Consider the following 15589-nt stretch of genomic DNA (forward strand, 5'->3'; position numbering starts at 1 on the left):
TTGCTCGCAAACCAACCTCGATGGCCGCGGCCCACGGAATGCGCTTCATGCCACCCCTTCGTTCTGGCGTGCAGGCATGGTGTGGCGGCAGCGCCCGCAGGCCCAGAAACGGGTTCCGTTGGTGGAGTTCGTTTTCAGGGTCATCTTGGAACCGCAGTTCACACAGGTGGCACGCCAGAAGTCGCCTTCCGTTGCAACGGCCAGCAGATGCTGCTGCACCTCGGCGGGTTGGGTCTGAATGTGACGAAGCAAACGGGCTCCGTCGAACAACGTGAGGTCGTGCCTGCTGGCCAACTCTTGTGCTGCCGGCATGAACGTAGACGAGGTGAAGTAAATGGCCGTAGCGACTCGATGATCTGTTTTCAGACCGAGGAACTCGCGAATCTGCACTTCACCAACTTTCTTCCCCGACCAGTTCTTGCACTGCACGATGCCGGTCAACTGCGCCTTGGATGCATCGCTGTAGAGTCGAATATCGATGCCACCATCGGCGCCAAACGCTTGCGACGACGTGATGTGTCCTTCGTGTTGCAACAAAGCTTCGCACAGGGTTTCAAAGCACCGCCACTCGATCAGGTCGAACACAGCGTGTGACCAGACGATGGGACGTGCAGGTGTGTCGGGTGTGCGCTCGGCTGGACGCCAGCGGTTGCGAATGTCGTCGTCGATCAGCACGCCGCTAGGCTGATCGGCAGGGCGTGGTGGCGCGGTCCGACGGCTTCCAAAGACCGGTTCCACAGGCGTCCAGTCCAAACCCTTGCCCCGGTTGGACGGCAGGACGTGCAGGCCCAAGAAGAACGCCCCGAGGGCAACAGCCAGCCACGCCCAAGGGCGGAAGACCTCGAACATGATCGTCAGCGGGCTGCTCCGAAGAAAGGTCAGCGCAACCAGCACCCCCACGCCGATGGCGAGTAGCGTCAACCCCATCTCGCCGAGGCTCTTGGACTTGCGGCGGCGTGCCATCATCAGCCACCAATCTTTGCAGCGAGTTGCCCGGCCACATCCCGCCCCTGTTCATCACGCTTCACAGCGAACAGGAACAGGCAGCGACCACCGCTGCTGCGCTCCCACTGGTCACCGGCCTGCTTTTTCTCGCGCGAGTCATCGTTGGTCTCGTAGGGCTCGCCCTTGTACTCGACGATCAGCACGCGGCCATCCTGCAGCTCGGTCACGAAGTCCGGGTAGAAGTAGTCCGTGGCGGTTGGGAACCAGAACGAACACCTGGGTTGGCGCTCGATGTTGCGCACCCAGTATCTCACCTGCGGATGGGCGTCGATCAGCCGGGCGCATTGGAACTCTTCGGAGTCCCGTCCGCTGGGGGTCTTCTCCCGAAGATCATGGATCACCGGGTAGAAGTGCTTCTCGAATTGGTAGCTGCCCCGGTAGACGTTCCTTGCGGGATATTGACCGGCCTCGAAGCGAAAACTGTGCGGCGCCGCTTGTTCCGCCGGCGGCACGCTCATCTCCGGCAGCCGAAGCTGGAATCCCTGCGCCACCGCGTGTTGGCGAAGCCGCTCGATCTCGCGCTCAATCGCTTGCGCAAGCTGGAACCGCGCCCGCACCAGGGCGGTCAGGGTCATGCTCCGGTCGTGGAGCAGGTGCTGCACCATGCGCAGCAGATAGGTCTGCAGTTGCGGCTGGGATACATCGGGCTGGCGTAATTCCCGATCCAACCACGCCACCAGGTCCTGCTCGGACACATGGCTGGGCGCATCGTCAAGATGCAACTGCGCGGTGTCGATCTTGCGGTATTCGACGCGGGCGGCGTTCACGTCGATCTGGAAGGTGTTCACCGTCTCGACGATGTTGAACCCGGCCAGTTGCGCGGCCTGGTTGGACAGGTTCCAGTCGCCCAGCCCGGTCAGTGTCTCCCGCTCCACGGTTTCCAGGTGGCCGTCCAGGTTCAGGCAGAGCTGCGGGATGGGGACGAAGGTCTCACCCAGTTGTGCCGGGGCGCGCATTGCCTGGCGCATGGCGCGGAAGTCGTCGAACTGATCGCGCACCTTGTCCCGTTCCTTGGCGGACACGGTGTTCTCGACGAAGGCTTGCGTCTGGGCCAAGGTGTCGGCGCTGACATCACCACGCAGGATGACGGTCACCCCCTGTGTGGTCGGGCGGATCTCCACGGCTTGCCGTACCTGTTCGGGCCAGTGCTGGGTGTCCGGGACTTGCGAAACCTGGAAGGTGAAGTCGGGAATTGCCTGCGGAACCCGGCCTTGTCCCCCTTGCAAATCGAGCCAGCCCTGCGGCAGCAAGGCCGCTGCGGCCTCGAAACGCTCGAAGCCCATGTTCTGCACCATGCGGTCCTTGAGCGTGGACGCAGCCTGGGCGAAGTTCTCGGCAATGATGTGGGCATAGGCCTTGTTCAAGGCCTCCTGCTGCCGGGAACGGGCATAGGGCATGCGCAGCACGCGCCCGAGCAACTGTTCCACGTCCTTGGCCGAGTTCACGGATTGCAGGGAAGCCAGCACATAAGCAAAGGAGCAATCCCAGCCTTCCTTGAGCGCTTCCACCGTGATGACGTACCGAATCTGACACGCGCGGTCGAACAGGTCGATGCCGTCGAGTTCCTTTTGCGCGCCGGTGGCCACGGCAATCTGGTCCTCGGGGATGTGCTGGTCATCAAGCAGGTATTGGCGCACCACGTCGACCGTGGCCTCGTTGCCCCTGGGCGCTGCCTGGATCAGGACGATGGGGCGGATGTAGTCGGGCTCCGTCTGCGCGGTGGTCTCCAGCTGATCACGGGTGCGGATGGCATCGGCCACACAGTCGCGCCAGCCCTGCGGATGTTCGGCCAGCACGATGGGCAGCTTGATCATCTGCTCGGCCTTCAGTTCTTGGGCGCTGACGTGGTGCAGCACGTTGTTGCCGGGAACGGGGGTGGCAGTGAGTTCGATGATGCAGCTTGGATTCACCCGCCCCAGCGTCTGGAAGAAGCGCTCAGTCCGGTTGTTGTGCGCCTCGTCCACAATGACCACCGGGCACTGCAGGTGCAGCCAGTTCGCCACGGAGTACTTCACCCGCCCAACGTCTTTCTCGGTCAGGTAGGGCTGGCTCACCAGGTCGGCGGCGGTCACCTTCTCCAGCCCCTGCGTGAGGTGCGCCGGCAGGTTGTCGAAGTGCGGCGCCAGTTCCTCGAAGAAGGCGTAGACGTTGCGTTGGGCGGTATTGCTGACGTTGAAGGACTGAATGGTGGCCACCACCACGATGGCCGCTTTTCCCACGTCCTGTGGGCTGATGGTCTGCAGGCTGTCAAGGTCGCACACCTGGACGCGGTCGCCGAAGGAATGGGCGAGCGCCTGGCGGTATGGGTGCCGCACGTTGGCCAGGGCGTCCAGCGCCTGGGTGCGGATGGTGTCGGAGGGGGTGAGCCACAGCGCCACGGGCGCGTCAGTGTCGAGCAGGGTGCGCGATGTCGCGGCGATGCAGTGCGCGGCCAGCAGGGTTTTGCCGCCGCCGGTCGGGATGCGCAGGCACACGGCGGGGGTGTCGCCGAAGATCGGCTGGTAAGGAACGGCACGCTCTTGTCCGGCCAGGGTGGCGGCGAATGCCGTGGCCACGGGCTGGCTGCGGCAGCGCTGCAAAAACGCGGTGAGCGCATCAAGGGTTTGCTGCTGGTAGGTCTTGAGGGCGAGCATGACGGTCAGCGCATCTTGATGTCGTAGGGAATCTGCTTGAAGGTGATGCCCTCTGCCGCGAGCCGCGCCGGGCCGAGGCGGCTGCTTTCGCCGTAGATGACCTTCGGGCCGGCATGCGCGGCCAACACATTCAGATGCTGCAGAACGGGCTGGGTGAGCACATTGCCGCCTGCGGGCCTGCGGTCGCCCAGAATGCCGTTGTAGAGCAAGTAGAAGGCCGTGCCATTGTGGATGCCCAGCAAGGGCGAGTCGAAGGCATGTGCACCCGGCTCGCCCACTTCGAGATGCCAGACATAGGCGGCGAGCGTCGCAAAGCGAACTCCAGCGTTGATGTGACCGTGGGCGTCGAAGGCGGTTTCACCCAGGCTGTAGAAACGGAAACCGCCGCCGCCTTTCCAGTTCACGGCTTCGCTGATGCCACCTTGCTCGCCGTCGATGACCTTTTGCAGGCGCGGGATGCAATGGGTGCGGGCATGCTCGCCCATTTCGATGCCGATCCAGCGACGTCCCATCTTGTGGGCTACAGCGGAGGTGGTGCCCCCACCAAGAAAGCTATCCAAAATCAAGTCATCTTGGTTGGATGCGATTTCCAGAATTCTTTGCAACAATCTTTCAGGCTTTGGCGTACCGAACGGGTCATCCGGCAAGAGCAGCACAGCTTCTTTTTTGGCATCTTGGGTGTGTCCGACATCTTCCCATGCCCAGTAAGTTTGCGGGACTCGGCCCTGTTTGACCTCATTTAAGAACCGTTTGAGGGCGGGCACATTCATCCCATCCTTGCCCCACCAAATCCGACCGTCCGCGTCGAGAGCGACCAACTTTTCATGCGAGATAGCCCAATAGCGTCCGGGCGGAGGCCCCGCAATCACTCGCCCACCCGGAGTAGTTACCGCATACGTACCGAGGCTGTACGGATTACGTGCTGACAAGTTGTCTGGCCGCCACCTTCCCCGAGGATCGCTGTCTGGATTCTTGTAAACCACATCCTGGTCCGCACTACGTGACATCGGATTGGGAATCCATTCGGCAGCTGCCTTGGCATAGACCAGGATGTAATCGTGATCAACCGAAAAATGCCGAGCACTGGACTTCGGCGCATAGTTCTTTCGCCAGATCACTGAGGCTACAAAATTCCCGCGCCCGAACACCTCATCCATTAACACCTTGAGGTAGTGCGCCTCGTTGTCGTCGATGGTCACCCAGATCGAGCCGTCCTCGGCCAGCAGATCGCGCAGCAGCACCAAGCGCGGATACATCATCGATAGCCACTGGCTGTGCTCCAGCTTGTCGTCGTAATGCTCGAACGCGCTCTGGGTGTTGTACGGCGGGTCGATGAAGATGCACTTGACCTGACCCGCGTAGAACGGGATCATCGCCTTGAGGGCCAGAAGGTTGTCGCCCTGGATCAGCAGGTTGTCGGCAGCGTCGCCGTAGGTCTGTTCCTGGTGAAGCAGGTGATAGGGCACGTCGCGCGACGTTTCCTTGGCTTGGTTTTTGTTGACCCAATCGAGAAAAGGCATGGAGTGTTGTCTTGTGTTGGGTTGACGCGTGGTCGCCGATGCTTACGCTGCGAGCAAGCGCAGCAATTCATCAAGTGTTGGCTCGATGCCTCGCCCGGCATACAGAGCATCAACACCGAAGTGCGTCGCGTAATTGTGCGGATTGAGCGCATCACCCTGGACGAATGGCGACAGCCGGGTCTTCAAGTCTTTGGTCAAGCCGTTTGCGGATTGGCCGATGGCGCGCAGCAGCATGGCCTCAAAGCAAGGCTCTGACTTCAACACCTGAATGCGCTTTTCCCGTGCACGCTTTTGCACTGCCGCGCTCCATCCGGCATCGGTATCAAGCAGCGCGGCAACATGATCGAACTGATGAATGCGCTGGCGGATGGCGTAGTCCACCACATGCCCCGCGCCTTTGCCATGTGCGCAACGCACGGTCACCCGCAAGCCGCTGCCGCGCTGCACATACAGCGCCTTGACGTGTTGCAGAAAGGCCTGTTCGGTTTCGCCCTCACCGACAAGGAGTAGGGTACGGTATTGCGGGCGAATTGGATGCCGCGGCGCCATCACAGATTGGGCACCGCGCCAAACGCACCGGCCATGTATTTGGCGTACAAACTGACATCACTGCGCACGCCGCTGATCTGATCGAGCCGCGAGGCAGCGCTTTCACAATCGGGATTCTTCTCCACCAGCATGATCTGCTGCTTGTCCAGTAAGTTCAACACCTCGATGGCGTGGCTGGTGAACACTAACTGGGCGTTGTGCGGATTGGTTCGCCGGCTGGCAAACAGATCGAGAATCGCCGCCAGCATGTGAGGGTGCAAGTCACTCTCGAATTCATCAATCACGGCCAAACCGCCCTTGCTCAACGTGGGCAGCAAGAAAGAGAGCAAGGAGAATGCACTCTTGGTGCCGTTGGATTCCAGGAAAAAAGGCAGCTCGAAATTCTGACCGTGGCTGGCATGGCGGCCATAGGGCATCCACACCTTTTGCTTGATGTCGGGGTTCAAAAGGTTCTGCGCGACTTCGGACTCGCGGATACTCAGGCCCGACAGACCCAGATCCCAGGTGCAGAGCAGGCGCTCCATCTGCTCGCGTAGGGGCGGGTTCTCGTAAAAGCTCTTACCGGCCTGCAGCACGGCCAGATCGCCCGTCTGGACACGGCCCACCATGTTCACGTTGCTGCTGACGATGGGCGTGGCGAGTTTGAGCGCCATTGGCACGCCGTACTGCGCAGCCCAGGCAATCAGTGAGACATTTGGCCGCGCTTCCACCGCCTTGCTCGGGTCGAGGCCAAATTCTTGTTGTCGCACGCTGTATGCAGCTTTGTCCTCATGCCAATCTCGGATGAACACATAACGAAAGCGGTCATGTTTGCGGTACAGCGCTTCGTGCAGGACACGTTGGGGTGTGCAGCGCAGCGCGTAGCGCCACAATTCACCGTCGATCTCGGCTGTACATTCCAGCTCCACCGGCTCGGCGCTGTTGGCGAAATGCGGCGACACCGGGATGGGCGTTCCCGGCTGCGTTTGCTGGAACGAGGCACTCAGAAACCAGCCCAGAAACGCCAAAGGTTTGAGCAATGCAGTCTTGCCCGAAGCGTTCGCGCCGATGACGCCCAATACTTTGGACACACGTTGACCGGATGCGCTGGTCGCCATCCAGTCCGTGTCGGGCGCGCGCTGGTTGACGGCAAGATCGACCTCCACGCGATCCAGGAACGACTGGAAATTGGTTGCCGCGTAGCTATGTAGCATGGGGCGGACTCCTATTGTCGTATTCGTACGAAATTTCGTGCGAAATGAGTGTAGTGTACTTGGCGCTGGCGGGGCGTGTTCTGCACAGCCCCGCTTTCGTTGCCGCAACGTGAACCAGCCGTAGGCCTGGCGTTCACGGGGCAGGGGCTCGGTGGTGCGCACCCGACAGCGTGTTCGAGCGGATCACAGGAGATGGCACAACGGCGATCAATGAACGAGCTGCCCGTAAGCACATCGGGGCGGTCGTTCTCGAGCGTTCGCAAGTGATTGATTGTGCTTGCGATAGTTTTTCTCGGCTTCCCAAGCGCGGCCCCGCGTTAGCGTCCCCGGCCACGTTGCCGATCACTTGCTTGGGCCTGCGCAATCGCTGCTCGATCGACGTCAAACTGTGTTCACCGCCCCATCCCTTGCTCCCGCTTGCGCTGTCTCTCGATCGAGGCCATGAAACCGCCGAGGCCGGCGGCCACACCGTCGCCGCGACGGGTGACGACTCGATCCACGACTTCGGCAATCAGCGTGTGCCCATTGACTCCTTGGCGCGTGGCCCGGTCATGCGCCGCAATAAACGCCTTGACCGGCCCGCTGCTGCAGTCGCCGTCCAACCAATGTTCCATCGCTTGTTCCATCGCTTGCGCGTGGCTGGTCGATGCAGGCGCAGTTGCTTGTTTTTCGGGCGCCGCAGGCCGCGCTTGCTCCGGTGCGGCTTGGGTCGGGGCCGGCGCGGAGTTGCCCACAGGTTTTGTGGATACGCTTGCGCCGCTTTGGTGCCCGCGCTCCCGAGCCAACATTTCTTGCATTGATTCATACGCGGCCCGCCCTAGCTCTGTCAGCTTGTCGCGCTCATCGATAAGCACCGTCCGAGCGGGATCGGTGAGCACGGCCCGCTCTTTGGCCGAGAGTGGTGTCCCGCGCCCAGCCGCTTCAAGCGCCCGCCAGCCTTCGCCGGACAAGCGTCCCAAAATGCCTTGGCCAGCCATGGGTGAGATCGACGCGGGTCGAGAAGCATGTCGCTCCGAGGCGGAGACGGAAGGCTTGACCGCAGCCAGCTTCTGCTTGGCTTGCGCATCGGCAACGATCGCCTGCAGATCGTCATCGGTCACGGTGATGCCGAGCCGCACCGCCTGGCGGGCGGCGCGTTCGCGGAACTCGCTGCTGCCGGTAATGGCGACCTTGCCGCCATACTTCTGCGCGGCGATGCGCAGTGCAGCTTCCAGGCTGTCGTCCGCCTTGTCGTGCATGACGATGCGCGGCCCGGTGTCGGTGAACTTCTCCCGATCATCCTTTCCCCGATAGATCACCAGTTGACGCTTGTGGTCGATCTCGGCGTGCAGTGCGGCCACGGTGAGATTGCGCAATGGGTCGAGTTCTTCGCCCTCGATGCCATCTTGTTGCGGATACGCCTTGCTCTTGCGCTGCTCGCGGTAACGGATCCCGCGCAGCGCAGCCTGGGCGGCTTCGTCGCCCTGCTCGGCCTGCTGCTCAAGCCACGTGCGCCAGACCTGGGCGCGCGGGACCTTGGCCGCGATCTCTTTGCGCTCTGCGGCCTGGCGCTTCTGCAGTTCCTCGCGCCGTGCCGCAGCCACCCCCGCCTGATAAGCAATTGCCACCTGTGGGAGCATGCCGTCGCGCTTGTGTTCGGCAATGGCCGTCGCGCGCATCCGGCGCAATTCCGCTGTCAGCATTTGCCGCTCGGCCCGGTGCCGTTCGGTCAGCGCTTTGCGCAGGGCGGGGCGCCTTGCCCGCAATGCAGCTTGCTCATGCTTGAACCGCTCGGCCAGCTCCTTGCGCGCGGCCTGACGCTCAAGTCGCCGGTCTGTCCTGTCTGCGCGATCCCCGCGCACGCTCGGGCCGTGGAGCTGCCCCTTGCCGCCATCGAGCACGCGTTGATAGGTCAGGCTTGGTTCGGTCTGAGTTGCGTCGGGTGGCCGGTACGGCCCCAGCTTCCTTTCCAGCTCTGCCTTGCTTGCCCAGCGTCCAAGCTGTGACGCCTTGGCGGCCAGCACGCGGCCATCGTCCAGCGTCGTTGTGACGATCATCCCGGAGCCTTTGGGCTGGATGATGCAGCCATACTGCGCCGCGGCTTGGTGGATGGTGTCCCACGTTGCGCCAGGGTTGGCCAGCGTTGCCTTGATCGCTCTGCCGGGGCTGCCTGCGACCCATCGCTGGAACGCGTCGGCCCCGATGTTTTGCTCGGCGCGGTGCGCCTTGTCGCTGACCCGCATGTCGGAGTCTTTGAGAAGACCGCGCTGCGCCCGCTCAGTGCGGCTCATGCGGACAATGTCCAGTTCCGGCTTCTGGCCGGGTCCTTCACGCTGCACGGCGATCCACGGCCCGTTGTCGTGCCGCCAGCCTTGCACGCCCTCGATCTCCCGCATGGCCTTGTCCAGCTTGAGCCAGTCCCAACCCGGCACCTTCTGGATGCGGTGCGTGTCGGGATGCACCCGGTTGACGACCAGGTGCACATGGTCGTTGTCGGTGTCCTTGTGAATGGCCCAGATGGCTTGATGCTCGGCCATGCCCACGGATCGCATCACGTGGTCTGCGGCCTGCGCAACCTGCTGGCGTGTGGGGTGCTCACCCTCTTTCCACGAGAACTCGATGTGATACGCCGGGTGTCCAGTCTGCCGCCTGGCCTGCACGGCTGCCGCCGTGCTGTCGAGGATGGCAATGGCGCTCATGCGATCCTCGTGCGCGTCGAGTGGGCAATCCAGATTGATCGTGCCCATGTCCGGTGCGCCAAAGCGCTCACGCAATGCGACCTGATCGTCGCGGTCCCGGGCGACGTAGCGCACCACGTCGCCGAAGCCTTTCCCACTTCCGGCGCTCGTCTTGCGGATGACTTTACCGAGCATCCAGAACGTCCTGAATGGACTTTGCCGCGACGATGAAAGCCCGCATGACCGATTCGAACTGATCGCGGTCGCTGACTGACCAGGTGCGCTGCATCACGAGATGCTTCTGCAGACCGCCCAGCTTGCGCAGCTCGGCGTGCAACGCTGCGAGGCGGCGCACTTGCATGTCTTCGGCCAGTGCGCGACCACGCAGAAATTCCGCAACAGTCAATAAGGATGCGTCGGCCATGAGCCGAACCGCATTCGCATCGTCCGGGCGAAAGCGCACCGTGAATCGACTGCCTCCGTCACGCATCGCCAAGCGCCTCGATCTGGCTCATGGAAGCATCGCTTTTCCGAAGCCAGGCAGTGAGGGCCAGTCTGTACCCCCAGGGCAGCCAACCGTTCCAGGGACTGTTCGAGAATGGGCCAACTTCACCCGATCCGGTCGAGCTCGCCATCCCAGCAATGGGTAGCTTCCTGCCCAACATCTCGACAAGGCGCGGGCTCATCGTGGGCAGCGCCACATCGACCCAACCAGCGGCCGTCAGGCGTTGGCGCAGCGGGCTTGCATCCCATGCGGCAAAGTCATCGGGGCTGCCAAGGTGCTGATTGCGAACAACGGCCCCGCGACGGAACAACGTGGGGAAATTTTTGACGCGGTAGTCGAGCGCGGCGATGCTCTCTGGGCGGGGGCCGATGACCCAGACCGGAATCATGTTGTATGGCTCCGCGTACTCATCCGCCAAGCTTTCCCCGGCGATAAATGCGCGCATGCCAATCTGCGCCGGCAGGTTGATGACGCAACGCACGTCATCCTTGAAACCCAGCAAAGGGTCCATTGATTGCGCAAGATCGAGCCAGCCGTCTTTCTCCCCGAGTGCAACGAGTTCGCTCAGACACACGCGGTGATCGCGTTCGACGCCGCCCTTCCCACAAACGTCCGGGTTTGACTGGTCTGCATCGATGGCCGCGATGCGCACATCTTCACGCGCGGCATAGAAATAGGACAGCAAGGCGCGGGCGGTCAGCGTCTTGCCTACGCCGCCTTTGTCGCCGTCAATGAGGAAAGTTTTCAGCATGGTGTTTCCTTTCAGGGTGGTGGTGTGATTCAGGTGTTTTCGCCGATGAACTTGCCGCGTGCTGATGGCCTCGGATCGGTGCCATTCGTCGCCAAGTCGGAGGCGACGTGATCGCCTGGCGAAGGTTGTTTGCGCGTGGACGCGGAGGGCGATTCGACAAGGGGAGCAGCAGCGACACGTCCCCCGTTTTTCTTAGGCCTTTTTTGCACCAGACCAGTCTCGTGGAGCGCTGCCAGAACAGTAGAAGGGCGTGCGTCCAACGGAGCTGCCAATAGTTCGGAGATGCGGCTTGCAGACAGTCCGTGCGCGAGAAGTCTCTGGATCTCGCCCGCATGGGACTTGACGTATTGCAGGACGACACTCCCTTTCTCTCGACCCAGTAGGGATTCGAGTACCGCATCGGCGGCAACCAGCTTCTTGAGGCGCTTATCCCCCGGGGTGTTGTCAGGGTTCTGGGTGCTCATGTTTAGATCCTTTCGGTGGCGGCGCCACGCTCAAATTGCTGCGACAAACCAACGGTGCGGAGAGGCAAACAACACGGCTTGCCGTGCGGGTGTCGGGCGCAGCCTGACCAGCGCGCCAATGACAGAGAAACGTGATCGCAGATCGCGTTTGGCTGCCAATGGCATACCCTGTACAACCAAAACATCCACAGTCCGTTCGCTCATATCTTGTTGTCTGCTTGCGGTTGCATCAGGGTGCAGAATCGGCAGCGTTGCCAAGCGTCTCATGTGCCCTGAGTTGCTCAAGATGCCAAGCAAACGCCATGGTTGACGCAAAGAATCCGAGCCACAGAATCAGCGGAATTCCCGTTGGGAAGCCGATCTGCCAAAGCCCTGCAATCCATGCGGCATTGACCAGCTTGATCAGACCGATCAAGACAGCTTTCTTGTCGTGCTTGATGTTCCACGCCAAGCGACTTCTGAACTCAGCAAGCAACTCATCGCGCATCTGATTTCTCATGGCTTACTCCGAATGACCGATTCGAATCTGGATACCGCCGCCACCGCCTTCGTGGCGCGCAATGTCGTCCTTGGTCCCTGCAGCGCGTCCGAGCCCGTCTTTCATCACGTTCCATGGGGATTTCCCTTCGTCCCCCTTCTCGCCTGCATGCGTTCCTGCGTCACTGGCTCCCGATCCAGTCGGCAAGTTCGGTGCACCGAGCGCGTCCGCGCCACCAGTTGCAGGAGCCGTCGGACTGGCACCGGAAGAAGCCGCTGAAGCGCCTGCGCCGCTTTGCCCATCCTGTTTGAGCCGCGCAGACAGCGGACTGGCGGGGCCAGTCTGCAACTGCCCTTGCGTGAGCTTGTCGGTCATCATGGATTGCGCTTTCGTGCCGGTCGTTGCAGTGTTTGGCGTCACAGTGCCTTTGCTCGCCCCAGCGCCTGAATTGCCCATGCGCCCTGCGTCCGCAACGCCTTTGGAAGGCGCACCAGAGGCAGGAGCAGGTCCGCCCGGTGCGCTCCCTGCTCCGCCAACGCTGCCCATCGAACGAGCGCCTGGCTTCGATCCGCCGATGCCGCCTGGTGAGCCGCCGCCAGCGCCGGTCATGGCCCCGAGAGACGCGAGCTTGTCGGCACCACCAATCCCACCAGCAGCGGCGCCCGAACCACCGGAGCCCGCGCCCACGAGCCCGGCCAGCTTGTTCAATCCGCCCTGCGCGGCGCCAACGGCGCCGGCGTAGCCTGCAACGGCTGCAGCTCCGGCACCAGCCACGCCGGCGGCGACGCCAGCCGCACCACCCGCGACGTTGCCCAGCGTCATGCTCGGACTGCCATTCATCATGGATGCAGCCAGCCCCGGAACCTGCATGCCCATCACGCCGTAGATCAGCATCGCCGTGCCGACCGAGAGCAAATCCATCGGCGGCAGGGATTTTTTGCTCGTCATCCAATGGTTGATGTAGGCGATCTCATTGCTGATGAGGTTTCCACCAAGCCCCGCGATGGCATAGATGATCAGCAGCTTGATTCCTACGCTGACCATGTAGCCGATGTACGTCTCTCCGAAGGTGCTGGTCAGTCCCGATCCAGTGAATCCCAGCAGCACAAGACCTGCGCCGCCAACGAGGTAACTTTCGATCAGCGTCATCAAAAGCTGCAACGCGACCAGGCTGAAACCGATCAGCGCCATGACCGACGTCAGGGCGACGATCATTGCCAGCAGAAAGTTGCTCCCCACGTGCAGGATCCCGCCCGGCTGCGCCTCGAACGCGGCCCAAAGCTTGTCGATCACGGAGAAGGCTTGTCCGATGATTCCCGAGGGGGTCATCGCCGCCGCACTCGCGCCCCCGATTCCTTGCCCCATTTTGGTGAAGCTCTGCAGGATCATCGGCATCCAGGTCGGCGCCTCCTTGATGATCGTGTAGAAGAACGCCAGGGAAGACACCTTGAGCGTCATGCCGGCGAAGAAGTCGGACAGGTCGTTCTTCTTGAGGACATTCTTGATGCCCCACCAGGCCAGATCGAGGCCGGCCAGGCCCGTAAAGATGCTGAAGGCGTAGCCCTGCGCCGTGGTCATCCATCCGCCCGAGGCGGTCTGGAAGTTCGTGGCGATGGCGTCGAGGTAGCCAGCGCTGTTCGCCGGTGCCGCGTGCGCCGTCGCGCCTGCAAGCAGCAGGACGAGCACGCCGCCCCACTTGATGGATGTTTTTCTCATGGCAACCCCCGATCAGAAAGCCCCAGGGCCGGGTTTGGCACTGTTTTGTTCGTCGTAGAAGGAGTTCGATGCGGCATCGCAGGCGGGATCCCACGTCTTGGCCTGATCGGCCCGGTGTGGCGGCTGATAGGGATTGATGTATCCCTCGTTGTTGTTGCACCACTTCACTTCGGCGGCGCGCTCTTTGAGGTGCGCGCTGAACCATGCCTTGTCGTGCCCGGAATAAGGGCTCGGGCCGGTGGAACCGGAGCCGTGCGAGCACGCACCCAGGGCGGACAGAGACAGCAAGCAGGCGAACAGGCGGAAGGTGGGTTTCATCAGAAGCTCCTATGGATGAGGGACGTGGCGACGACTCAGAATCCGCCAGGTTGGATGGGGGCGTTGAGGGTTGCGGCTGCGCCTTGCGTTGGATCGTTCTTGCTATGGGCAATGAGGCTCAGTGCATTGAGCTGCGCCTGGTTGCCCGCGTCGATGTCCGCCTGCAGGCTCTGCATCTGGTTGACCATCAGCCCGGAAATCTGGTTGCCGGCCTGCAGCACCTGCATGCGCCCTGATGCCGACTGGCTGGCGTTCTGGATCGCCTGTAGGGCAGACTGGGTGGTCTGGAAATTCGCGCTGCTGAGCTGGTATTGCTGCAGCGTGCCGGCAATCTGATGATCGAGGTTGTCCGTCCACTGCGACAGGCTCTGCGCATAGTTGGCGAGCACGGCGTTCGGCGCTCCGTACTGCTGCTGGATTGCGGCCACGGTGTTTTGCGACGCGTAGCTCAGCCCCTGGGCATTGCCGACGAGCTGGACCAGTTGCTGAAGCGGAGCCGCCGCGTTGGTCCAGAGCTGCTGCGGCATGTTCTGCAGGTTGCGCGCCTGGTTGAACACCATCTGGAACTGCGCCTGGAGCTGCTGCGCCTGCGTGGCGTATTGCTCGACCAGCGTCAGTTCCTGCACGATCTGCTCGGGGAACGTGGCCCCGGCGATCATGCCCGTGGCGTGCGCTGGCGTCGTGATGATGGCCGCGAGTGCGGCGAGGGTGAGAATGCGTTTCTTCATGGTTTTGCTCCTGGTCACAGGCTGCTGGCGAACTGGCCGAGTCGCTCGATTGCCTCGCCGATCGTTTCCTTCCCTTCGGCGAGCAGTTCCAGGTGTGCCTGGAGGATTCCACAGGCGATACCCCAGCCACGGCGTTCGCCAATGATTTCGACGGCATCGTTGATGGGGCCGTGGTCCTGGAATTGCAGGGTGTCGGTCATCGTGCTTCTCCTGATGTGGTTGAGTTCTGCCGTTCAGCGCCGGGCGCCTCACCAGGCGCGCAGCAGGCCGCCGAGGGACCTGAGGCTGCGACTAGTTTCGAGGTCCAATCCCGCGCTCGGCGCTCGGCCACGTCGGCGGTCGTCCAACTGGCAGCGGATGCAGAGGATGAATCTTTCGCGCGCTGCGGCCCCGTTGGTGCCGTTAGGGTCCAAGTCGTTAGGGTCCATGGTCAGGATGCTGATCCAGGGGCTGCTGGGGTGGTAGCCTTTCGCCTCTAGCAATGCCCGGATTTCGTCTCGTTGCTGAACGCTGTTCACCCCTGCCGTTTGGTGAGGGTCCCCCCGGAGGGATTCGTTGGTTGTCGGGGTCGTGGTGTCGCGCATGGCTGCTCTCCTGTGGTGGTTGGGTTCTGCCGTTTGGAGCCGGGTCACAGGCCGAGCTTCCAAGCCGGTGCCGCGCAGCGGCATGAGGGGTTGCGACGGGCGTGCCACGCGCAGCGCAGCGAGCATGGCGCGACCGTTGCTGTCCCCGAAAGGCGCGGGAAGTCGCCCCGGCTCCAAACGGCAGAACCCCGCACAGGGCTGGTGCGAACCACGGACCCGACAACCCGGCGCGGCCCTTGGGCCGTGCCGGCCCTCGCCCGCCTCAGGCGGGCGCTGTTCGCATGCATTGCTGTTTTTTGCCGTCGCTGTGCGGGCGCGTCTTTTCATGCTGATCGGTGAAATCGGCGCGAAGGCCAAATCCTTGCTGCGGGTTTTGCGAGGGGACAAATGAGAACTGTTCTTGTGACATGGCGCGTAAGCACGCATCACAAATTTCCACATCGTGAAATTTTCGTCATCAAAATTGGTGTCCCGCCTGTAAGCAAAAT

Annotated in this window: 16 protein-coding genes; all 16 read right to left on the minus strand. The window is 62.3% G+C overall.

Annotated elements, in window-relative coordinates; translation table 11 throughout:
* Positions 1-45: 45 nt before the first annotated feature.
* The 16 genes from THIX_RS08360 to THIX_RS23350 all read right to left on the minus strand — a co-directional run bounded on the left by THIX_RS08360 (position 46) and on the right by THIX_RS23350 (position 15510).
* Positions 46-966 (minus strand): restriction endonuclease, encoded by a 921-nt coding sequence (locus THIX_RS08360; protein ID WP_112485868.1) that lies wholly within the window; start codon positions 964-966, stop codon positions 46-48.
* Positions 966-3638, minus strand: a complete 2673-nt coding sequence (locus THIX_RS08365) for a DEAD/DEAH box helicase (protein ID WP_112485869.1) — start codon at positions 3636-3638, stop codon at positions 966-968. Before THIX_RS08365 ends, THIX_RS08360 begins: the two co-directional genes overlap by 1 nt.
* A 5-nt stretch (positions 3639-3643) precedes the next feature.
* Entirely contained in the window at positions 3644-5158 is a 1515-nt protein-coding gene (locus tag THIX_RS08370; RefSeq protein WP_112485870.1) for a site-specific DNA-methyltransferase, read from the minus strand.
* A gap of 42 nt (positions 5159-5200) precedes the next feature.
* The gene (locus THIX_RS08375; RefSeq protein ID WP_233224727.1) at positions 5201-5605 is read right to left on the minus strand and encodes a hypothetical protein; all 405 of its coding nucleotides are present in this window, start codon (positions 5603-5605) and stop codon (positions 5201-5203) included.
* Between the two features lie 101 nt (positions 5606-5706).
* A complete protein-coding gene (locus THIX_RS08380; RefSeq protein WP_233224464.1) occupies positions 5707-7062 on the minus strand; it encodes an ATP/GTP-binding protein in 1356 nt (451 codons plus the stop codon).
* A 230-nt stretch (positions 7063-7292) separates the two neighbouring features.
* Positions 7293-9752, minus strand: a complete 2460-nt coding sequence (gene traI / locus THIX_RS08385; protein ID WP_112485873.1) for a TraI/MobA(P) family conjugative relaxase — start codon at positions 9750-9752, stop codon at positions 7293-7295.
* The gene (locus THIX_RS08390; protein ID WP_112485874.1) at positions 9742-10047 is read right to left on the minus strand and encodes a hypothetical protein; all 306 of its coding nucleotides are present in this window, start codon (positions 10045-10047) and stop codon (positions 9742-9744) included. Before THIX_RS08390 ends, traI begins: the two co-directional genes overlap by 11 nt.
* The gene (locus tag THIX_RS08395; protein ID WP_112485875.1) at positions 10040-10813 is read right to left on the minus strand and encodes a hypothetical protein; all 774 of its coding nucleotides are present in this window, start codon (positions 10811-10813) and stop codon (positions 10040-10042) included. Before THIX_RS08395 ends, THIX_RS08390 begins: the two co-directional genes overlap by 8 nt.
* 29 nt (positions 10814-10842) lie before the next feature.
* Positions 10843-11277, minus strand: coding sequence for a hypothetical protein (locus THIX_RS22945; RefSeq protein WP_146748478.1), 435 nt, complete (start codon positions 11275-11277; stop codon positions 10843-10845).
* Between the two features lie 229 nt (positions 11278-11506).
* Entirely contained in the window at positions 11507-11776 is a 270-nt protein-coding gene (locus THIX_RS08400) for a hypothetical protein (RefSeq protein ID WP_146748479.1), read from the minus strand.
* Positions 11777-11779: 3 nt separating this feature from the next.
* On the minus strand, positions 11780-13471 hold the full coding sequence (gene trbL, locus THIX_RS08405; RefSeq protein ID WP_112485877.1) for a P-type conjugative transfer protein TrbL: 1692 nt from the start codon (positions 13469-13471) through the stop codon (positions 11780-11782).
* Between the two features lie 12 nt (positions 13472-13483).
* A complete protein-coding gene (locus THIX_RS08410) occupies positions 13484-13789 on the minus strand; it encodes a hypothetical protein (protein ID WP_112485878.1) in 306 nt (101 codons plus the stop codon).
* A 35-nt stretch (positions 13790-13824) separates the two neighbouring features.
* On the minus strand, positions 13825-14517 hold the full coding sequence (gene trbJ / locus THIX_RS08415) for a P-type conjugative transfer protein TrbJ (protein WP_112485879.1): 693 nt from the start codon (positions 14515-14517) through the stop codon (positions 13825-13827).
* 14 nt (positions 14518-14531) lie between these two features.
* Entirely contained in the window at positions 14532-14717 is a 186-nt protein-coding gene (locus tag THIX_RS08420) for a hypothetical protein (RefSeq protein ID WP_112485880.1), read from the minus strand.
* Between the two features lie 48 nt (positions 14718-14765).
* On the minus strand, positions 14766-15101 hold the full coding sequence (locus THIX_RS08425) for a hypothetical protein (protein WP_146748480.1): 336 nt from the start codon (positions 15099-15101) through the stop codon (positions 14766-14768).
* A gap of 262 nt (positions 15102-15363) precedes the next feature.
* Entirely contained in the window at positions 15364-15510 is a 147-nt protein-coding gene (locus THIX_RS23350; protein ID WP_158540832.1) for a hypothetical protein, read from the minus strand.
* Between the last annotated feature and the right edge of the window lie 79 nt (positions 15511-15589).

The organism is Thiomonas sp. X19 (assembly GCF_900089495.1).
In the GTDB taxonomy this organism is placed as follows: domain Bacteria; phylum Pseudomonadota; class Gammaproteobacteria; order Burkholderiales; family Burkholderiaceae_C; genus Thiomonas_A.